Annotated in this window: 19 protein-coding genes and 1 pseudogene; 15 read left to right on the top strand and 5 right to left on the bottom strand. The window is 59.4% G+C overall.

The window, feature by feature from the left end; all coding sequences use genetic code 11:
- The 15 genes and pseudogenes from M5B96_RS31060 to M5B96_RS30990 form a co-directional block, all read left to right on the top strand.
- Window positions 1-968 (top strand): branched-chain amino acid ABC transporter substrate-binding protein (locus M5B96_RS31060; RefSeq protein WP_248800834.1); only part of this gene is annotated, 968 nt, incomplete at its 5' end.
- 79 nt (window positions 969-1,047) lie between these two features.
- Window positions 1,048-1,962: an ABC transporter permease subunit gene (locus M5B96_RS31055; protein ID WP_248800833.1), complete on the top strand. Its 915-nt coding sequence runs from the start codon at window positions 1,048-1,050 to the stop codon at window positions 1,960-1,962.
- 59 nt (window positions 1,963-2,021) lie between these two features.
- Window positions 2,022-3,281 (top strand): high-affinity branched-chain amino acid ABC transporter permease LivM, encoded by a 1,260-nt coding sequence (livM, locus tag M5B96_RS31050; RefSeq protein WP_412548673.1) that lies wholly within the window; start codon window positions 2,022-2,024, stop codon window positions 3,279-3,281.
- The gene (locus M5B96_RS31045; RefSeq protein WP_248800832.1) at window positions 3,278-4,153 is read left to right on the top strand and encodes an ABC transporter ATP-binding protein; all 876 of its coding nucleotides are present in this window, start codon (window positions 3,278-3,280) and stop codon (window positions 4,151-4,153) included. Before livM ends, M5B96_RS31045 begins: the two co-directional genes overlap by 4 nt.
- A pseudogene (locus M5B96_RS31040) lies at window positions 4,150-4,877 on the top strand (ABC transporter ATP-binding protein). The gene M5B96_RS31045 and the pseudogene M5B96_RS31040 overlap by 4 nt, the downstream one beginning before the upstream one ends.
- A gap of 122 nt (window positions 4,878-4,999) precedes the next feature.
- Window positions 5,000-5,776, top strand: coding sequence for an SDR family NAD(P)-dependent oxidoreductase (locus M5B96_RS31035; protein WP_248800831.1), 777 nt, complete (start codon window positions 5,000-5,002; stop codon window positions 5,774-5,776).
- Between the two features lie 10 nt (window positions 5,777-5,786).
- A complete protein-coding gene (pxpB, locus tag M5B96_RS31030) occupies window positions 5,787-6,455 on the top strand; it encodes a 5-oxoprolinase subunit PxpB (protein WP_318654866.1) in 669 nt (222 codons plus the stop codon).
- Entirely contained in the window at window positions 6,452-7,411 is a 960-nt protein-coding gene (locus tag M5B96_RS31025; protein ID WP_248800830.1) for a biotin-dependent carboxyltransferase family protein, read from the top strand. Before pxpB ends, M5B96_RS31025 begins: the two co-directional genes overlap by 4 nt.
- Window positions 7,412-7,436: 25 nt before the next feature.
- Window positions 7,437-8,207, top strand: a complete 771-nt coding sequence (locus M5B96_RS31020) for a LamB/YcsF family protein (protein ID WP_248800829.1) — start codon at window positions 7,437-7,439, stop codon at window positions 8,205-8,207.
- 41 nt (window positions 8,208-8,248) lie between these two features.
- Window positions 8,249-8,707, top strand: coding sequence for an acetyl-CoA carboxylase biotin carboxyl carrier protein (gene accB / locus M5B96_RS31015; protein ID WP_248800828.1), 459 nt, complete (start codon window positions 8,249-8,251; stop codon window positions 8,705-8,707).
- A gap of 3 nt (window positions 8,708-8,710) precedes the next feature.
- Window positions 8,711-10,081, top strand: coding sequence for an acetyl-CoA carboxylase biotin carboxylase subunit (accC, locus tag M5B96_RS31010; protein ID WP_248800826.1), 1,371 nt, complete (start codon window positions 8,711-8,713; stop codon window positions 10,079-10,081).
- A complete protein-coding gene (locus tag M5B96_RS31005; protein ID WP_248800824.1) occupies window positions 10,078-10,488 on the top strand; it encodes an acetyl-CoA carboxylase biotin carboxyl carrier protein in 411 nt (136 codons plus the stop codon). The genes accC and M5B96_RS31005 overlap by 4 nt, the downstream gene beginning before the upstream one ends.
- Window positions 10,489-10,491: 3 nt before the next feature.
- Window positions 10,492-11,082: a TetR/AcrR family transcriptional regulator gene (locus M5B96_RS31000; protein WP_248800822.1), complete on the top strand. Its 591-nt coding sequence runs from the start codon at window positions 10,492-10,494 to the stop codon at window positions 11,080-11,082.
- Between the two features lie 18 nt (window positions 11,083-11,100).
- Window positions 11,101-12,381, top strand: coding sequence for an aminotransferase class I/II-fold pyridoxal phosphate-dependent enzyme (locus tag M5B96_RS30995; RefSeq protein WP_248800820.1), 1,281 nt, complete (start codon window positions 11,101-11,103; stop codon window positions 12,379-12,381).
- Between the two features lie 12 nt (window positions 12,382-12,393).
- Window positions 12,394-13,266 (top strand): AraC family transcriptional regulator, encoded by an 873-nt coding sequence (locus M5B96_RS30990; RefSeq protein ID WP_248800819.1) that lies wholly within the window; start codon window positions 12,394-12,396, stop codon window positions 13,264-13,266.
- A gap of 21 nt (window positions 13,267-13,287) precedes the next feature.
- On the opposite strand, the gene M5B96_RS30985 is transcribed toward M5B96_RS30990, so the two are convergent.
- From M5B96_RS30985 to M5B96_RS30965, 5 genes are all read right to left on the bottom strand, one after another.
- Entirely contained in the window at window positions 13,288-13,656 is a 369-nt protein-coding gene (locus M5B96_RS30985; protein WP_248800818.1) for a hypothetical protein, read from the bottom strand.
- 508 nt (window positions 13,657-14,164) lie between these two features.
- The gene (locus M5B96_RS30980) at window positions 14,165-16,630 is read right to left on the bottom strand and encodes an efflux RND transporter permease subunit (protein ID WP_412548671.1); all 2,466 of its coding nucleotides are present in this window, start codon (window positions 16,628-16,630) and stop codon (window positions 14,165-14,167) included.
- A complete protein-coding gene (locus M5B96_RS30975) occupies window positions 16,572-17,690 on the bottom strand; it encodes a WD40/YVTN/BNR-like repeat-containing protein (RefSeq protein ID WP_248800816.1) in 1,119 nt (372 codons plus the stop codon). The genes M5B96_RS30980 and M5B96_RS30975 overlap by 59 nt, the downstream gene beginning before the upstream one ends.
- Window positions 17,691-17,760: 70 nt before the next feature.
- Window positions 17,761-19,113, bottom strand: coding sequence for a DUF1329 domain-containing protein (locus M5B96_RS30970; RefSeq protein WP_248800815.1), 1,353 nt, complete (start codon window positions 19,111-19,113; stop codon window positions 17,761-17,763).
- A gap of 26 nt (window positions 19,114-19,139) precedes the next feature.
- Window positions 19,140-20,795: a DUF1302 domain-containing protein gene (locus tag M5B96_RS30965; protein ID WP_248800814.1), complete on the bottom strand. Its 1,656-nt coding sequence runs from the start codon at window positions 20,793-20,795 to the stop codon at window positions 19,140-19,142.
- Between the last annotated feature and the right edge of the window lies 1 nt (window position 20,796).

The following is a 20,796-nucleotide window of genomic DNA, read 5'->3' as shown; positions in this document are numbered from 1 at the left end:
CTTCTGCGGCGGCGGAGGCAATCAACGCCGCAGGCGGTATCAACGGTGAAAAGATCCGTTTGGTCAAAGGGGATGACGCCTGCGATCCCAAGCAGGCGGTTGCGGTGGCCAATCGGTTGATCGACTCCGACAAGGTGTCGGCGGTCGTTGGGCATTTCTGTTCTTCCTCGGTCATTCCTACCAACGAAATCTATGCCGACGCAGGGGTAGTGACCATCACTCCAGCCGCCACCAATCCACAGGTCACTGAACGTGGCCTTGCCACGGTCTTTCGTAACTGTGGTCGCGATGACCAGCAAGGCATCGTCGCGGGCGACTATATCGTTGATGTGCTCAAAGCCAAGAAGGTTGTGCTCATTCATGACAAGGACACCTACGGCCAGGGGCTGGCCGATGCCACCAAGCTGGAGTTGAACAAAAAGGGCCTCAAGGAAGTGCTTTATGAAGGATTGACCCGCGGCGAGAAAGATTTCAACGCCCTGGCGACCAAGGTTCGTGCATTGAATCCAGACGTCGTTTATTTCGGCGGCTTACACCCGGAGGCCGGTCCGTTGGTACGTCAGCTGCGTGAGCAGGGCGTGACCGCCAAGTTCATTTCCGGAGACGGCATTGTGACGGATGAGTTGGTCAGTGCTGCTGGCGGTGCCCAATACACCAACGGCGTGTTGATGACCTTCGGCGCGGACCCGCGCAACAATCCCGCCGGCAAGACAGTCATCGATAAATTCCGTGCCGGCGGTTATGAGCCGGAGGGTTACACCCTGTATGCCTACACCTCGGTACAGGCGCTAGCGGCGGCGTTCACTGCGATCAAGGGCACCGACGGCGAAAAAGCGGCCAAGTGGCTCAAGAGTCATCCCGTCCCGACAGCGATGGGGAGCAAGGAGTGGGACAGTAACGGCGATCTCAAAATCTCCAACTACGTAATGTACCAGTGGGGGCCGGACGGCAAATACAAGCAGCTCTGAATGGTCCTCAAACTGCCTCGGACCTGTTTGTCGGGCCGGGGCAGCTAGCGCTTCTTGATTCTCAGACGGAATTCGTATCGTGGATGGCATCTTTCTACAGCAGATGGTGAACGGGTTGACGCTCGGCTCGGTGTACGGGCTAATCGCAATCGGTTACACCATGGTGTACGGCATCATCGGCATGATCAACTTTGCCCACGGCGAGGTCTATATGGTCTCTGCCTATCTGGCAGCAATTGGTCTGGCGGTATTGTCGTTCTTCGGCGTTGAGTCGTTTCCCTTCCTGATCCTCGGGACCTTGATTTTCACGCTCGTAGTGACTGGTGTTTATGGTGTGGTCATCGAGCGTATTGCCTACAAACCATTGCGCAGCTCAACCCGCCTGGCACCCTTGATCAGTGCCATTGGCATGTCGCTGATCCTGCAAAACTACGTCCAACTCAGCCAGGGCGCTCGCCAACAGGGTGTGCCGACATTGCTCGAAGGGGCTCTGAGACTCACCGTGGGCAGTGGGTTCGTGCAGTTGACCTACACCAAATTGTTCATTCTTGCGGCGGCCTTTGTTGGCATGGCCGTGCTGACTTATCTCATCCAGTACACCACCCTGGGGCGTATGTGCCGAGCGGTTCAGCAGGATCGCAAGATGGCTTCGATCCTGGGGGTCAATACCGATCGGATCATCTCCAGCGTGTTCATCATCGGCGCGGCTATGGCGGCACTGGCGGGTGTACTGATCACCATGAATTACGGGACGTTCGACTTCTACGCCGGTTTCATCATCGGCATCAAGGCCTTTACCGCAGCGGTCCTGGGCGGCATTGGATCACTGCCCGGGGCGATGTTGGGCGGATTGATTCTAGGGGTGTCCGAGTCGCAGTTCGCAAGCATGGCCAATAGTGATTTCAAGGATGTTTTCAGTTTTTCGCTGCTGGTGCTGATTTTGATCTTCCGACCGCAAGGCCTGCTCGGCCGTCCACACGTGACAAAGGTGTAAGCATGTCGTCCGTGACCTTGAACAAAACCCTGGAAGCTTCCACGCCTGTCGCCAAGGCGCTGGATGTCAAGAAAAGTCTGGTCGAGGCAGTGGTGGCCGGTTTACTGGCGCTGATCGTCTTCGGCCCTGTCGTCGGTGTCGTGCTCGATGGCTACAGTTTCAACTGGCACCCCAATCGGGTGGCATGGATGACGGCCATCGTGATGGTGGGACGTCTGGTGCTCAGTCTGTTGACCCAGACCGCCAGTGGAGCTGCCTTCGTTGCTCGGTTCAAAGGCGGTGATGGCGGCGTGCATGTCCTTGCACCGGATTACAAATCCCGGATGCTTTGGATAGTTCCCGCCTTGATCGTCATTGCCATTGTGTTCCCTGTATTTGCCAACAAGTACCTGATGACGGTGGTGATACTCGGCTTGATCTATGTGTTGCTGGGCCTGGGATTGAATATTGTGGTGGGCCTGGCAGGCTTGCTCGACCTCGGTTATGTGGGGTTCTACGCCATTGGTGCCTACGGACTGGCATTGGGTTACCAGTATTTGGGCCTTGGCTTCTGGTCAATGCTGCCGCTGGCGGCCATCGCTGCCGGATTGGCCGGATGCCTGCTCGGTTTCCCGGTGCTGCGCCTGCACGGTGACTACCTTGCGATCGTGACACTGGGTTTCGACGAAATCATCCGACTGATTTTGAATAACTGGTTGTCCTTTACCGGTGGGCCGAATGGCTTGGCAGTACCCGCACCCACCTTTCTGGGCCTGGAGTTTGGGCGTAACGCCAAGGAGGGGAGGATTCCGATTCATGAGTTCCTGGGAACCGCCTATAACCCCGATCTGAAGTTCATTTTCATCTATGCCGTGCTATTCCTGGTCGTGCTGGGGGTGCTTTACATCAAGAACCGTTTGACCCGGATGCCGATGGGGCGTGCCTGGGAGGCATTGCGCGAGGATGAAATTGCCTGTCGGGCCATGGGCTTGAACCATGTGCTGGTCAAACTTTCGGCCTTCGCCATCGGCGCGTCCACCGCGGGGCTGGCGGGTGTGTTTTTCGCCAGCTACCAGGGGTTCGTCAACCCATCCTCGTTCACCTTCTTCGAGTCCGCCCTGATTCTTGCCATTGTCGTGCTGGGCGGCATGGGTTCAACCGTGGGTGTGGTGATCGCCGCCTTTGTGTTGACCGTCGCCCCGGAGTTACTGCGTAGTTTTGCCGAGTATCGTGTGTTGCTGTTCGGCGTATTGATGGTGCTGATGATGATTTGGCGCCCACGAGGACTGATTCGTATCAGCCGTATTGGCGTTCAACCGCGCAAAGGAGTAGCGCCATGAGCCGCGATGTCATCCTGTCGGTGGAGCACCTGATGATGCAGTTCGGCGGCATCAAGGCCTTGCGCGATGTCAGCCTGTCCATCCGACGTCATTCCATCTTTGCCCTGATCGGCCCGAACGGTGCAGGGAAGACCACGGTCTTCAATTGCCTGACCGGGTTTTACAAGGCCTCCGGCGGGAAGATTGAGCTCAATACCGGTGACGAACGGACCAACGTGATCAAGTTGTTGGGTGAGCCGTTTCTGCCAAGCGATTTCGTCTCGGTGAAAAGCTTCGTCAGTCGGCTGTATTACAAGATGTTTGGCGGCACTCATCTGGTGAACCGTGCCGGCCTGGCGCGGACTTTCCAGAACATCCGTCTGTTCAAGGAGATGTCGGTGGTCGAGAACCTGCTGGTGGCCCAGCACATGGGGGTCAATCGCAGTCTACTCGCCGGCATCCTCAACACTCGCCGTTATCGCAAGGCTGAAAGCGATGCCTTGAACACGGCGTTCTACTGGCTCGAAGTGGTGGACCTGGTGGACTGTGCCAACCGCCTGGCCGGCGAGCTTTCCTATGGCCAGCAGCGTCGTCTGGAAATAGCCCGGGCCATGTGCACGCGCCCCGAGATCATTTGTCTGGACGAACCGGCAGCTGGCCTCAACCCACAGGAAACCGAAGCCCTGAGCGACATGATCCGTTTGCTGCGAGACGAGCACGACATGACGGTAGTCCTCATCGAGCATGACATGGGCATGGTAATGAGTATCTCTGACGACATCGTGGTGCTCGACCACGGCAATGTCATTGCCAATGGCAGGCCCGAGCAGATCCGTAACGACCCAAAGGTGATTGCTGCCTACCTGGGTGCCGAAGAGGAGGAACTGGTATGAGTTCGCCGCTTCTTGAAGTGAAAGGCATCGACGTGCACTACGGTCCGGTTCAGGCCTTGAAGAAGGTCTCTCTGCACATCAACCAAGGTGAGACCGTCAGCCTGATCGGCTCCAACGGTGCTGGAAAGTCCACGCTGCTGATGTCGATCTTTGGCCAGCCTCGGGCCAGCCTCGGGCCAGTGTCGGGCAGATCATCTATCGCGGCACCGACATCACCCACAAGTCGTCGCACTACATCGCCTCAAACGGCATTGCCCAGTCGCCTGAGGGTCGCCGGGTCTTTCCCGACATGACGGTGGAGGAGAACCTGATGATGGGCACAATCCCCATTGGCGACAAGCATGCCAATGAAGACATACAGCACATGTTCGAGCTGTTTCCACGCCTCAGGGAACGCCGCAACCAGAGGGCCATGACCATGTCCGGTGGTGAGCAGCAGATGCTCGCGATCGCCCGGGCGCTGATGAGTCGTCCTTCCTTGCTGTTGCTCGACGAACCTTCATTGGGATTGGCCCCGATCGTGGTGAAGCAGATTTTCTCGATCCTTCGTGAGTTGGCCAGCAGTGGCATGACGATCTTCCTGGTTGAACAGAACGCCAATCATGCCTTGAGACTGTCCGATCGCGCTTATGTGTTGGTCAACGGCGAGATTCGCCTCACCGGTGCGGGGCGGGATCTGTTGGCTAACGAAGACGTACGCAATGCCTATCTGGGTGGCCACTGACCACCAGGCGTCTTGAGAAAAGCACCTGGGGTCGCTGTCAGTACGCAGGTTTCCCAACGGGCCGCGTGTACTTGAGCCTTGGTGTTTAACCGCATTTTTTTCCATGAGAATCAGGAGTCGATATGAAACATGCCAATAAAGTTGCTCTCGTTACCGGTGCCGCCCAAGGCTTGGGACTCGCCTGTGCCGAGCGTTTCCTGGCCGATGGTGCGAAGGTGGTACTGGTCGATGTACAGGGCGACAAGGTTCGGGCACAGGCTGAGCGACTGGGCGAAAGCGCCACTTGGTACGCCGCCGATTTGAGCGAAATCTCCTCGGAGATGGCCAGGGCTATCGTGGCCAAGGCTGTCGATCATTTCGGGTCGCTGGACATCGTGGTGAATAATGCCGGGATCATCCATACCGCAGATTTTGTCGACTTCCCCGAAGACGCTTTCGACCGTGTGCAACGGGTCAACCTCAAGTCGCCGTTCCTGATCGGTCAGGCTGCGGCTCGTGTCATGATCGAGAGGGGCATACAGGGGGCGATCATCAACATGTCATCGATCAACGCCGAGCTGGCAATCCCCAACTCGGTGGCCTATGCCGTCTCCAAGGGCGGCATTAAGCAACTGACCGCGGTCATGGCGGTAGGCCTGGTTCGTCACGGCATCCGCGTCAACGCGATAGGCCCCGGCACTATCGCCACCGATCTGGTCCTCAATTCGGTCATGTCCAGCCCGGCCCAGCGGCATACCGTGCTGTCCCGTACTCCGATGGGGCGCTGTGGCGAGGCTTCGGAAGTCGCCAGCGTCGCGTCCTTCCTGGCCAGTGATGATGCTTCCTACATCATCGGGCAGACCATCTATCCGGATGGTGGTCGTCTGATCCTCAACTACACCGTCCCGGTCAACGAGTGAAGTCTTGAACATGGCGAGCCTTGATGGGATGCCGAGAGTCTGTATCGCGGGTAGCCGGGGAGTGTTCCTGGATGCTGCCGGGACGCGATTCAGCACACCCGTGCAGCGCCGGATACTGGCGCTGGCTCGGGCCGTGGGGCAAATACCCGGTGTGCGGGAGCTGGTGCCTGGAATGAACAATGTGTTGGTGGTCTACGAGCCTCGGCAAATCTCCCCGACGGTGCTCTGCGGGCAGCTCTTGGCTCTATGGGAACAGGTTGGGGCAGACGAGTCGACCGGCAGGGACATCGACATTCCAGTGATCTACAGCACCAACGCCAATGATGACCTAGTACAGATTGCGGCGCTTGCGCAGCTTGAGGTCGATGAGTTCATCCGGCTGCACAGTGAGGCGGATTATCAGGTCGCGTGTGTCGGTGCCATGCCGGGCTTTCCTTATCTGTCGGGGCTTGATCCGCGGCTGGCAACGCCGCGTCGCGCGGTACCACGCATGCGCCTGGAGCAAGGTGCGGTGATCATCGGCGGGGCTCAGGCCGGCATCATGCCGTGCTCGGCGCCGTCGGGCTGGCATGTGATCGGTCGCACCGAGGTGCGTTTGTTCGACGCCCGGGGTACGTCGCCGTCGTTCTTGCAACCGGGTGATCGAATTCGCTTCAGCATTGCCGGAGTCGAATCATGATCGAAATCCTCTCCACCGGGGTACTTAACTCTGTTCAGGACCCGGGGCGTGTGGGTTATCTCAGTATTGGCGTCGGTCAGTCCGGCGCCATGGACAGCTTGGCCCTTGCCATGGGCAATGCCTTATTAGGCAACGAGGCGAGTGCTGCCGGTCTGGAGATCGCGTTGTTTCCCTTTCGGCTGCGTATTCTGAGCGATTGCCGCTTTGCAGTCACTGGAGCCGAAGGCGATACATTGCTGGATGAGCAGCCACTGCCACCCCAATGGGCCCGCAACGGCAAGGCCGGACAAACACTGTTGATCAAGCCCCCTCGGCGGGGCGCACGTTGCTATGTGTCGTTCGCCGGCGGCATTGAGGTGCCGTTGGTCATGGGCTCGCGCGCCACGGACTTGAAAACGGGGTTCGGCGGTTTCGAGGGGCGTGGCCTGATGCGTGGTGATTGCCTGGTCCCGGGCAGCCAAGACTGCAAGCCGCGCTCCGGTGTGGGCGCAGCCTTGCCTTGGTTTTTGCCCGAGCTGGGTCAGGTTATCGAGATACGCGTGCTTCCAGCGGCGGAGCTCTACGAATTCGACGAGTCGACAAGGGCACTGTTTTTCCAGCAGGCCTGGACTCTGAGTCAGGAGGCTAACCGCATGGGGATGCGCTTGATTGGACCCGAGTTGAAAACCAGGCGACCGTTGGAGTTGTTATCCCATGGAATCCTGCCGGGGACGGTGCAGGTTCCACCGTCCGGCCAGCCCATCATTCAGTTGGCCGATGCCAATACCTGCGGAGGTTATCCGAAGATCGCCAATGTGATCGACGCTGACCTCTGGCGACTGGCGCAGGCGCCCATCGGTTCAATTTTTCGATTCGTCGAGGTTGACCACCCTGGAGCACTGGCTGCCCAGGAGCACCAGGACCGTGAGCTCATGGCGTTGCGGCAGGCCATGCAGGGCGCATTTTCTCGAGCCTGAAGTTACTTATCGTTGAGGCGTATTCATGTCAAAGCAAGCTTTTAGCGTCGACCTGAACTCGGACATGGGTGAAGGCTTCGGTGCCTACACCATGGGCGATGACGAGGCGATCTTGAACATTGTCAGTTCGGCCAATATCGCCTGTGGCTTCCATGCCGGCGACCCGGAAGTCATGGCCAAGACCTTTGCCTTGGCCAAAGCCCGCAACGTGGCTGTCGGTGCGCATCCGGGGTTTCCCGATCTATGGGGCTTCGGGCGCCGCAATATGGCGTTTTCGGCAGGTGAAATCGAGCGTCTGGTCGCCTACCAGATTGGTGCGGCGCAAGCGCTGGCGACCTGGGCCGGGCACCCCATTACCCACGTCAAGGCCCATGGTGCCTTGGGCAATCTGACCCAAACCGATGCCGAGGTCGCCGCAGCGGTATGCCGGGCAGTGAAGGCGGTTGATCCTTCGTTGATCTGCCTGGCGATCGCCATGGGGCATCAGGCTCGGATTGCCGCCGAGATGGGTTTGCCGGTGCGCTCGGAGATATTTGCCGACCGTGCCTACACGGAGGAAGGACACCTGGTGTCGCGCAAGTTGCCGGAGGCGGTCATCCATGATCCGGACGAGGCCGCTGCGCGGGTGGTGCGTATGGTCCGTGCACAGGGGATCGAAACGATTTCCGGGCGTTTCATTCCCTGTGCCATCGACTCGATCTGTGTTCACAGCGACACCCCGGCAGCCGTCGGGATCGCGACACACGTACGACGAACGCTGGAAGACGAAGGCATTGCAATCGCCAGCTTCATTTGAACCTAGGGCGTTGAACTCAACCTGGCATAGCGGATGTTGATATGAAACTTGAATTCGTTGAAAGCCTGATCGAGCTCGTTGAGCGATCGCAGGTTCTGGAGTTGGAATACAGCGAGGGCGATTGCCGGGTGCGCTTGGGGTTACGTGCGTTGCCCGCTCCTCCGGCGGTGTCGCGCCAAGCCCCTGTGTCGGTGACAAGAGGGGATGCCGCTAGCGAAACGCTGTTGGCCATGCCCGAGGCCGCTGCCGCGTCCAGTGGCTACCCGGTTTCATCGAGTCTTGTGGGCATTTTTTATCGTTCTCCTTCACCTGACAAACCACCTTTTGTCGAGGTGGGTGATGCTGTGGAAGAGGGGCAGACGCTGGCCATTGTAGAGGCCATGAAGATGCTCAACCCTATCGAGGCGGATCGGGCCGGGCGGGTGAGCGCGATCCTGAAGAGTGACGGCCAGATGATCGAGGCCGGCTGCACCTTGTTCCTTATCGAAGCGGTGAATTAAGTGATGTCTGAGCAACTTTTCGACACTGTCCTGATCGCCAATCGCGGCGAGATAGCGCTGCGTATTTTGCGGGCGGCGCGGGATCTGGGTTTGCGTACGGTCGCCGTGCACTCTCAAGCAGATGCGGATCTACGACACGTAGCGTTAGCTGACACAGCTTTGTGTATTGGTCCGGCTGCAGCAAGTGAAAGTTATCTGAATCCGCAACGTTTATTGCAAGCGGCGAAACTGACCGGCGCGGGAGCCATCCATCCCGGCTATGGCTTCCTGGCGGAGAGCGCCCATTTTGCCCAGGCCGTGGAAGAGGCGGGATTGGTTTTTGTCGGTCCGACTTCGGCTTCGATTCGCCTGATGGGCGACAAAGTCAGCGCCAAGCAGGCGATGCTGGAGGCCGGGGTGCCTTGCGTACCAGGTTCGCCTGGCGCGCTGCCCGCCGATGCCGAGACGGTCAGGGAACTGGCCGAGGCGTGTGGTTACCCGTTGATCGTCAAGGCTTCCGGAGGCGGTGGCGGTCGGGGCATGCGTATTGTACATGACCCCCGAGAGCTCGATGAAGCAGTAGCGATGACACGGGAGGAGGCGGGCCGAGCGTTTGGCAACCCGGAAGTCTATCTCGAGAAGTTTCTTGAGCATCCACGCCATATCGAAATTCAGGTGATGGCGGATGGTTTTGGCAATGTAGTCTGGTTAGGCGAGCGGGACTGCTCAATGCAGCGCCGTCATCAGAAAATCATTGAAGAGTCCCCGGCGCCTGGCGTGGATCGTCAAGCCATTACGGCCATCGGTGAGCGTTGCGTCAGGGCCTGCCAACTGATCGGCTATCGCGGCGCGGGCACGTTCGAGTTTCTTTATGAGAACGGCGAGTTCTACTTTATCGAGATGAACACCCGGGTCCAGGTCGAACATCCCGTCACTGAGTTGGTGACTGGGGTAGATATCGTTCGTGAGCAATTGTTGGTGGCATTGGGCAAGCCCCTGTCGGTTCGCCAGGAACAGATCAGCCTGAGCGGCCACGCCATCGAGTGTCGAATCAATGCCGAAGACCCCTTCAGCTTTGCTCCAGCGCCGGGAACCGTCACCCGTTGGGTGGCCCCCGGTGGCCCGGGTATCCGCATCGATACGCACCTGTATGCCGGTTATCGGGTGCCACCGTATTACGACTCGCTGGTGGCGAAGTTTCTGGCTCATGGGGCCAATCGGGAGCAGGCCATTAAGCGGATGCGTGGTGCCTTGGCGGAAGCCGACCTGGGAGGAATCAAAAGCAGTATTCCCTTGCACCAGCGTTTGATGGATGAGCCAGGTTTCGTCGCGGGTGGTTTCGATATCCATCACCTTGAACGTTACCTCAACCAGGATCAGGAGGTCTCGAAATGAGTCCGCAGTTCATTGAGCAGATTGTCCAGATGTTGAAGCGGCACTCATTGGCGCATTTTGAGTTCGAACAGGCCGGTGCTTGCCTGCGCCTTACCCTCGGTGGCGTTTCTCAAACATTGGAGGGGGCATCGGATATACCGCGTTCTGCCTTGGAAACCCAGGATGTTGTTCTGGCGCCGGGGATGGGCATCCTGCGTCTGAGTCACCCCCAGCGTGACGAACCCTATATCGCCCTTGGGGCCCATGTCGAGAAAGGCCAGGTGCTGGCCTTTCTTCAGAACGGTGTTGTGCTCGATGAAATAACCGCTGGTCGTGCCGGGCGAGTGGCCGCTGTACTGGCTGCCGAGGGTGATCTTGTCGGTTATGCCCAACCCTTGTTCGAGCTGCAGTGTGTCGGGGCAGGGTAGGCGATGAGTCAGGTAAATGTTCAGGTGTCGGCGGTAGGTGCCGGCCAGATGATTGTTGAAGCTGCACTGGAGCTGATGGTTGAAAACGGCTTTGCCGCCATGTCCATGCGCAGTCTCGCGAAAAAGGTCGGGTTGCATGCGGGGAGCCTCTATCACCATTTTCCCAGCAAGCTGGATGTGCTGGAGGAAGTGCTGGATTCACTGTTGCAGCAGCGTCTGGATGATTGGTGGGCACGTAAACCCAAGCGAGTGGATGTGCTTAAGCTGCTGGATGCGTTCATTGCATTCCATATTCAGCACGTTCTGGAGCATTCCCGCGAAGAGCATCTGGTTCATTTGGAGACGCACCATTTGCATGGGCCGCAACTCAGCCGGATTCAGGAGCAGGGTGAAGCCTATATCCATGAGCTCAGTGAAATCATAAGGCGAGGTGTAAAGGCAGGGCTGTTCAAAGCCCCTGACGTAGATCTTGTCGCCCGCAGTCTTTTGGCGATGCTCAGTGCTGCTCCCTCGCTGTGTGCGGTCGGGGTGTCACGGGCTTCCATCACTCAGATGTTGACTCGCATGGCCAAACAGCTGTTGTGGGTTCATTAGGCAATAGAGAGGTCGTACTTGAAACTCGCCGACTATTCAATCGATGCGCTGGATCAACTGCATGGCGAACTCCAGGCTGAATACCTGCGTCTGGGGACGCTCAAACTGTCTATCAATATGGCGCGTGGGGTCCCCAGCGCCGAACAGTTGGACCTTTCCAACCCTTTGCTGGAGCTGTCGTTGGCGGGCGATTATCGGGCTGAAGACGGTACGGATTGTCGCAACTACATGGGGCAGCAGGGGCTTCCCGAAGCGCGGAGGTTGTTTGCACCATTACTCGGCGTCCCCGCTGAACAAACAGTGGTGTCGGGCAATTCAAGCCTCGCCTTGATGTATGACTGCCTGGCGTTCGCGATGCTCAACGGCTTTGCGCAGTCTGCCGTGCCTTGGCAGCAGGAGCCTAATGGGGTGGCGTTCCTTTGCCCGGTACCCGGATATGATCGACATTTCACACTGTGCGCGACCTTCGGTGTCCGGATGATTGTGGTGCCATTGCTCGATGATGGTCCGGATATAGCCTTGGTGCGCAAGCTGGTCGCCGAAGACTCAAGCATCCGTGGCATGTGGTGTGTGCCAAAGTACAGCAACCCTACGGGTACTGTTTACAGTGACGAGGTCATCGAAGCGCTGGCGTCCATGCCAACCGCAGCAGCAGATTTCCGGTTGTTTTGGGATGATGCCTACACCTTGCATCATCTGACGTCGGATTCCATCGAGATAGCCAACCTGTACCAGGCTTGTGTGCGTCACGAGCATCCGGATCGCGCTTTGGTTTTTGCCTCCACCTCGAAGATGACCTTCGCCGGTGCCGGCCTCGCGTTGTTCGGCGCCTCCAAGGCAAATGTCGAATGGTGGCTGCGTCACGCTTCGGTCAGGAGTGTGGGGCCGGACAAGTTGAATCAGCTACGCCATGTGCGCTACCTGAAAGATCTTGAAGGGCTGAAGGCGCTGATGGACGGGCATCGGAAACTCCTCGCGCCGCGATTCGCCGCCGTGCTCAAGCAATTGGATGCCCATCTGGGGTCATTCGGGGTCGCCAGTTGGAGCCAACCCAAAGGGGGCTACTTCATCAGTTTGAATGTCCTGCCGGGGACTGCACGGCAAACCGTCGCGCTTGCACAAGCGGTCGGGGTCAACCTGACTGCTGCGGGCGCATGCTATCCCCATGGTGATGATCCGCTCGACCAACACTTGCGCATTGCGCCTTCGTCACCAGGATTGGCTGATTTGAGTATTGCCGCCCAAGTGATTGGTACTTGCGCGTTACTGGCTGCGTGCGAAAGGCTGATCGACAAGTGATGGGGGCGAGGCATGGGCAGGAAATGCTGTGGAAAGCAGAGCGGCGTAGAGGGCAAAGTCATGGGTGGCGAATGTAAGGCTGTTTCCGGCCAGGCAGACGATCAGATTTTGTCCCGATCAGCCTGGTTGCCAGCGAACAGCATCACCTCCAGGTCGTTGGAGGCGCGTGGGGAGTTTATCTACTCGTTCTCCGGTTTGCTGGAGGTCGACGTGGGTGGCCATGGTTATCTCGTGACCCACCAATATGGGGTGTGGTTACCGCCGGGGCAGCAGCGCTCCTGCTTCAATCGGCAGCATGCGAGGCACATCTCCATTTATTTGCCGAAGATGTTCTGCGCCTTGCTACCCGGCGAACACTGCGCGTTGGAGGTGGATACGCTACTTCGTGCGTTGTTGACGCAGGTCTTCAACAGCACCGGCGACGATGAGCAGGACGATGTGGGAAAACGCCTGCTCAGGGTGCTGGTCGACAGGTTGGTGCATGCCAGGAGCAGTGGCAGCTACTTGCCTCATTCTGCTGACCCGGTATTTGGCTCATTGCTGAGTCAATTGAAGCAGAACCCCTATGATCAACGGACCTTTTCAGATTTTGCGCTATCGCTCAACCTGTCGGAGCGAACATTGGCGCGGCGCTGCCAGCGAGACTTGGGCATGACGTTTCTTGAGTGGCGCCAGCGCTTAATGGTGGTGGAGTCGTTGGCGATGCTGCAGCAAGGTCAGACCGTCGAAACCATCGCATCGGTGCTGGGTTACAAAACGGCCTCTTCGTTTATCAGCATGTTTCGCAAGCTGACCCATATGACGCCCAATGAGTATCGACGGGAAGAGGAACGTTGCCTCGACAGTGCTCGACAAATGAAGGGCAAACAGTGTGCTTGGGTGTGAACCAGGCTTTGGGTGTGACACTTAGCCTGCGTTCGCCAATCTGGCGATCACCCGGTCGCGTATCAATGCGCCGAACACACCCAGTTTTCCACTGAAAAAATGGTCCGCGTCCGGTACGACCATGATGGGGGTCTTGCTCAATGCCGCCCAACGCAAGGTGTTATGCAGTGGTGCATCTTCGTCCTGTTCGCCATGTATGAGGTAAGCACCGGAAATGGTGGGTGTGTCGTAATTTCGGCGTTCCTTTACTTCTCCATAGGGCAGACCGCATAACAGCAGATCATCGCAAGGCTCGTCAGTGGCGTGCAGTGCCAGGGCCGCTTTTGCTGCGACATAGGCGCCAAACGAGAAGCCTATCAATATCAGTGGGAAGAGGTCCTTCGGCTTCACGAATGTGCTTGATCAGACAAAGTGTGTCTTGTGTTTCCAGTTCACCTGTGTCGAAGCCCCCCGCCGAATTACCCACGCCACGGAAATTGGGGCGATACACGCAAACACCTGTGCTAGCGAGGGCACGCATGATAGTGAACGGCACCTTGTAATTCGCGTTTCCACCCAACAGAGAGTGGGGATGCAAGACCAGGGCACTGGCTCTGACCACCGCCGGTCTGTCCAGGAACACTTCCAGGTTTCCGGTGGCACCCTGCAGAAATCAGCTCTCTGTTGTCATGCTGTCGTGCTTCCTGAAATCGTTCGAAGCTTATGAACGTCATCGTTCAAAAATAAACGCGGGTGGGGAGAGCTGGGCTCCGGAAGAAATATACGAGGAGCGGCGGAGGGTGTCTTGTGACTTTCATGGGCTTTCTCCGGCATTTCGCACAGGCTGATGGTGGTCCTTGCACGCCGCCTTGCTGGTGTTGATGTTGCAGCGCTTGGTCAGAGCGCTGCAGGTCAGAGGTTAATGAGTGGATGAGGGCACCCCGAGCTTGGCCTCAGCAGGGTTGAGCAATAACCGCGCAAGAGCCGGAGTGAGGATCAAGGCGCCCAGCATGTTCCAGATAAACATGAAGGCCAGGAGGATGCCCATGTCGGCCTGGAATTTGATCGGCGACAACACCCAGGTCGCTACCGCCACGCCCAGGGTCACACCGGTCAGCACCACCACTTTGCCGGTGGACAGCAGGGCGGTGTAGTAGGCGTTGGACAAGCTTGCACCTTGCCGCAGGTTGGCCAGGGTAATGCTCAGAATATACAGCGAGTAATCCACGCCTATACCGACCCCCAGGGCGATCACCGGCAGCGTGGCGACCTTCAGACCGATATCCAGGCCGACCATCAGGGCTTCACAGAGTATCGATGTGAGCATCAGCGGCAGCACGGTGCAGATCACTGCGCGCCAGGAGCGGAAGGTGATCAGGCACAGTACGATCACCGCCAGGTACACCACCAGCAGCATCTGCATATTGGCCCGTTTGACCACGATGTTGGTGGCAGCTTCGATCCCTGCGTTACCGGCGGCGGACATGAATTGCAGCTCAGCCGTGTTGTGGGTCGCGGCGAAGGCTTCGACGGTGTTGGCGACGCGGGTCAGGGTGTCGGCCTTGTGATCGGAGAGGAACACGTTGACCGTCAGCAGGTCGCAGTTCTGGTTGAACAACTCCCGTGGCGCGCGGGTGATGATGGCGTTGAGCAAGCCCTGGTTGCGGGGGATTTCATACCAGCGCAGGCTGCCTTCGTTCATGCCGGCCGCCGCCTGTTTGCTCAAGGCTGCCAGGGAGCTGGTGGAGACCACGCCAGGCAATTGTTGCAGGCGTGCTTCCAGGGCATCCACGGTGACCAGGGTGTTGTAGTTGGCGCAGTAGAAAGGTGGGGTCTTGACCATGACCACGTACTTGTCGCTGCTGGCCGCATAGTTACCGACCATGAATGCGTTGTCGCGGTTGTAGCGCGAATCCGCACGCAGTTCCGGGGCGCCGGGGTTCAAGTCGCCGACCTTGACGTGCAGGCTGACGGCAAAGCCGGCGATTCCCAGCAGTGCCGCCACGGCAATCGCCCGTCGGGCCCATTTCAACTCGGTGAAGCGGTCGAGAAACGCCCACAACGGATGGCGCCGGTGCTGGAGGTCGCTCAGGGCCAGGCGTTCGGCCCGGGCTTCGCGTTCGGCGGCGCGGCGGCTGACGCCGGTCAAGGACAGCAGGATCGGCAGCAGCACCAGGTTGGTCAAAACCAGCACCATCACCCCCAGGGTGGCGGTGATCGCCAGGTCCTGGATCACTGGGATATTGATGATCATCAACACCGCAAACCCCACGGCGTCAGCCATCAGTGCCATCAGCCCGGTAAGGAACAGCCGACGGAAGGTGAAGCGTGCGGCCACCAGCTTGTCGGCACCACGGCCGATGTCCTGCATGATGCCGTTCATCTTCTGCGCGCCATGGCTCAGGCCAATGGCAAACACCAGGAACGGCACCAGGATCGAGTAGGGATCCAGCTGATAACCCAGGGTCGGCAACAGGCCCAGCAGCCATAGCACGGCGATCAGCGAACAGGACAGCACCAGCAGGGTACTGCGCAGGCAGCGTGTGTACCACAGCAACACCAGGGCACAGATTAGCAGGGTGCCGACGAAGAACACCTGCATCAGCAATAGGCCGTCCATCAAGTCGCCGACCACCTTGGCGAAACCGGTGATGGCGATGGAGTAACGGTCGCTTTCGTAGTGATGGCGCAGTTGTTCCAGGCGTTGCGACAGGGCGTGGTAATCCAGCGGGGCGCTGCCTTGGCTGCTGGTGTCCTGCAGCGGCAGCAGGATCACACTGGAGCGCAGGTTCGAGGCCACCAAGCGGCCCAGCTCTCCGGAACGTTCGACGTTCTGGCGGACTTGATCGATGCTCGCCGCCGAGCCGTTATAGTCGTCGGGGATCACCGGCCCGCCGTCGAAGCCTTCTTCGGTCACGCCAATCCAGCGGGTGGCCGGGGTCCACAAGGATTTCATGTAGGGCCGGTCGACACCGTCGACGAGGAACAACTCGTCGTTGATGCGCTTGAGGGTGTCCAGGTACTCGGCATCATAGATGGTGCCCTGTTTGGCTTCGAGGGCGATACGCAGGGTGTTGCCGCCTTCGCCCAATTGGCCACGGTATTTGAAGTAGTTTTCGATATAGGGATGACCCACCGGGATCATCTTTTCGAAGGCGGCGCTGAGCTTGAGGTGAGTGGCCTGATACCCCAGCACCGCGCTGATCAGCAGACACAAGGCCACGACCAGGGCGCGATGGTTGAACAGCAGGCGCTCCACCAAGCTGCCGGAGCGTTTGTCGAACAGCAGCGGTTCAGGCGCCGTGTTGCTGTGAGGGTCGATCGCTTTACTGTTCACGGGCGCTGCTCCGCTGGCTGTCTCTGAGGGAAAAGGCGATAAGCCCATGGGCACCGGCGGCTACCAAGCCACCGCCGGCGGTCTGGACCAGGCCATTGAGGGCGGTGTTCTGCCCTTGGGCGGTGGCGCTGAAGCTGCGGCCGTCATCCTGGCTGCGCAGCACCCGCCCGGTTTCGTCCACCAGCAACAGGCTGCCGTCGGCGCTGACCAGGCCAGCGGTGAGCGTCACGGGTTGGTTGTTGGCGATGTTGCTCCAGCTGTCGCCTTGATCTTCGGAACGGTAGATCTTGCCGCGCAGGCCGAAAGCCAACAGATGGTTCTGGTGGCTGGCGAGCAGGCCGAACAGAGTGCCATTGGCCGGGATCTCGATACGACGAAAATGCCCGCCCTGGTCGGTGGAACGCAGAAGCAGGCCTTGTTCGGCAGCGATAAACAGCGTGCCTTGTAGGTCCAGGATGCCGTAGAGGTGCAGCGCCGACGGGTTGTCCAGACGCGCACTGATGGACTGCCAGTGCTGGCCGCCGTCCAGGGTTTCGAAGGCCAGGCCGTAGGCACCGACAACGAGGCCGTGCTGTGGGTTGAAGAAGTGCACGGCGAGGAAAGGTTTGTCCGGGCCGTCTTCCAGCAGCCGTTGGGCGTCGTCGACGCGCTGTTGCGCCTCATCGCCAGGGGTTTCGGCCAGTGCCTGGTTGGCCGCATCCAGCGCCAGGCGGGCGGCCTGGTTACCGTCCAGTTGCGAGGTCCAGCTCAGGCCTCCGTCGGCACTGTGCAGGATCACCCCGGCATGCCCAACTGCCCAGCCTTGATCGGTGGAGGGAAAGGTCACCTGGGTCAGGGTCACGCTCACCGGCGAGGGCATCTGTTGCCAAGACTGGCCGTTGTCTGCGGAGCGCAGGATAAAACCGCGCTCTCCCACGGCCACCAATGATTGACCGGCTCGGGCCACGCTGAGCATCAGTGAGCGCGGAGCCAGCTCGCTGTGCAGCGCCGGACGTTGAAAGAGCTCGGCCTCGCTGGTGGATTCGGCCTGGGCCAGCGGTGTCAGGCCCAACAGCAGGGCCAGCGCAGTGCAGGGGAGGTGGGGGACAGTGCGTTTGAATAGGTGCATGGACATCTCTACCTCGACAATCCGGGAATGGGGCCCGCCAGGTGCCGGCCCCATGTGCTGCGTCACAGAGTCAGCGTGCCGAGCCCGAGGCCACGGCGTTGCCGGTGAAGAAGTTCTCCGGCTTGCGCGGCACGACTTTGTAGGTCTCGCCGTTGAGGCCCTGAACCACGCTGTAGGTCTTGGCCTGCAGGTTGTAGATGACCACTGGCTTGACCACCACGGCCGGAATCGACGGCACCACGAACGGCAGCGCCTGGGTTACGCGCCACAACTTGTCCTGGGCGTCGTAGCCGTCGGCCAGGGCGATGGTCCAGCTGTCTTCGTCGATGTAGAAGCGCCGTTTCGGTACGGCATGGCGCTTGCCGGGGGCGACGCTGGCTTCGACTTCCCAGACCCGGTGCAGCTCCCAGCGCATCTTGCTGGAATTGAGGGTTTTCTCGGTGAATACGTCATCCGGCTTCTCGGCGTGGAACTTGTTGAGGTTGTACGGGATGTACATTTCCTTCTTGCCGATCAGCTTCCATTGGTAGCGGTCCGGATGGCCGATAAAACCATGGACCTCGTCGAAGTAGTTGGCGCCGGAAGCGACGAAGTCGGGAGTGTCGTAACCCACGGTCGGCGCGCGGCGCACGCGGCGCTGGCCCACCAGGTACTGCCAGGCTTCACGGGGGTTGGCGGCGTCGATGCTGTCGTGGGTGACGAGGGACTCACCAGCCTTGAACGGTGGTTCGTTGGTGAGAAAACGCAGCAGTACATATTGGCCGGACCACTTCTGCGCGTCGCCATCCTTGTAGTAGTACGGGTATTGCCAGTTCTCCACGCCCCGACTGGCCAGGGTCCGCGAGCCATCGGAGTTACCGATCATGTTGCGGTAGCCGTGTTCGATGGACTCGGCTTCAGTGCGCAGCAGGAAGTTCCAGATCAGCTCGTTACCGTTGGCCGGAATCGGGAACGGTACGCCGCCGTAGCAGCCCTGCACCGACAGGCCGTTCTGAGTCAGTTGGCACTGTGTGGCGTTCTTTTGGGTGTTGTCATAGGTCCACTGCGGCGCGGCGGCGCTGCGGTGGCTCGGGTAGACCTCCAGATGGAAGGTGTCCGGGTACTGCTCCAGCAGGGCGCGGGTGCCTTCGTTAAGTTTGTCGGCGTATTGCGCGGCATTCTTCGCGGTGATCTGAAACAGTGGTTTTTCACCGGGGAACGGGTCGGCCGGCACATCGCCGAACTTCGGCCCGGGCACGTCCTGGGCAAGGCCGCCGGTCCAGGCTGGGATGCTGCCATCCTTGTTGCCGGCTTTCACGGCGCCCATCGGCGTCAGGGTGGTTTTCAGGGTCGCGGCCTGTTCGGCGGACACTGCGGCCAGGGCCTGGCCCGAGACGAGGCTGAGCAGGGCCAGGGCGGAAAGAAGGGGGGCATGCTGTTTCATAATTGTTCTCCGGAGCATGACTGGAATCAGAACGTGCGTTGAATCGAGAGCGCGACGAAGTCGCGGTCTTTCATGTTTTGTTTGAAGGTGTAAGCGTTGCTGGAGTCGATGATCGGCCCGCCGGCCCCAAAGAAATTGGTGTAGCTGAGGGAGGCATACCAGGTCTTCTGGTAGTCGGCCTTGAGCCCGAATGTGATGTCGCCACCGTGTTCCGGAGAGAAGGCTTGCGGGGTCACCGAAGAGCGGCCGTAAGGGGTGTAACCGACGTTGATCGGCAATTGCACATCGACCCCGGGCATGACCTGGAAGTACTGCGGCTCGAAGGTGAAGCGCAGTGAGTAGGCGTCGCGTGTGGTGTTGGGGTCCAGCTGGTCGGCGTTCTCCTTGATGCTCAAGCGCCGGTTGAACGCCAACTCACCGGCGAAGGACGCCGCATCCCAGATTTTATTGCCGCCGTAGACGTTGATCATCGACACCTGGGCGTGCAACGAGTTACCGATCGGGTATGCGGGATTCCTGTCGTTGTCGGCCCCCATGCCGGTGATCACTACGCCACCGGTGGCTGCCAGGGGCGTATCGACCCGCATCGACAGCTCGCCGGCGACATTCGCCTCACCGGCCTGGGTACTGAAGCTGGCGCCGAAGACCTTGATGTCCTGGGCATAGACGTCGACGTAAGTGTCGTTGTCGCCGGGGATTAGTGCAGCGGGGCGGAAGTAGAAAATCGGGGTTTTATCGTGGTACTTGGCCGCGTAGAGACCGAAGTCCCAATCGTCGACGCTGAATTTCAGCTGGGCACCGAACTGGCCCGAGTTGCGTGCATTGATACTGCCGTCATGCACCAGGACCCCGGTGGGAAAGTAGACACTTTCGGCCCCCGCGCCGACGAAATCACCGCCGCTGAAATAGCTGCCGGAGCCCGGCAGGCGGGTTTTCTTCCACTCGAATTGGTAATAGGCACCGACGCTGACGCTATCGCTCAGTTGCCAGTTGCCGGACACCTGCTTGGTGGGCAAGAGGATTTCCTTGAACTGCGAACCGGGCACCGATTGCAGCTTGACCAGATCGACGGTGGATTGCGCATTGGCGATGCCGTTGGCGCCGAAGAACAGGCTTTCACCGTAGATCTGGGTGAATTGCCCAAGACGCCCGGAGACCCGGGTGTCACCCACATCACGGGAGCCGTAGACAAAGGCATCGAGCACTTCGGCCTTGCGTCCGTGGAGGTTGCGGGTGGCGTCGGTGAAGTGATTGTTGGGCACGCTGAGGGCGTTGGCGGTGCCCGGCGAATTGTTGTCGTTGCTCTCGTTGTACACCGAGTCGTACCAGGCGGCGCCGCTCAGGCGCGCGCCGACATCCTTGTAGTACACGTCCAGGTCCGACAGCCAATCGAGGCGGTTGGAGATCAGGCCGGTACTGAAGTTACGGTCGCCGTCATCCATGTTCGAGTTCGGGACCGAGGTGCCGGGGCCGCCAGAGACACTGCCCTCGCGACCCTTGACGCGAAAGGCGTTGCTGTACTTGAGCGTGTTGGTCCAACTGGTGGTGAGGTCGGGTATACCGGTATCGAACTGAAAAGCAACGGCGTTGACCGAGGTGCACAAGGCGATGGCAGCGCCGACGGTACCGGTGGCACGGGCAAAGTACTGTGGACGGCCCGGGCGGCTGTGGAGTGTTTTCATG

It is taken from the genome of Pseudomonas sp. MWU13-2105, from assembly GCF_023242315.1.
Lineage (GTDB): Bacteria > Pseudomonadota > Gammaproteobacteria > Pseudomonadales > Pseudomonadaceae > Aquipseudomonas.
The sequence above is the reverse complement of the archived record's forward strand: the minus strand, read 5'-3'. Positions and strand labels throughout refer to the sequence as shown.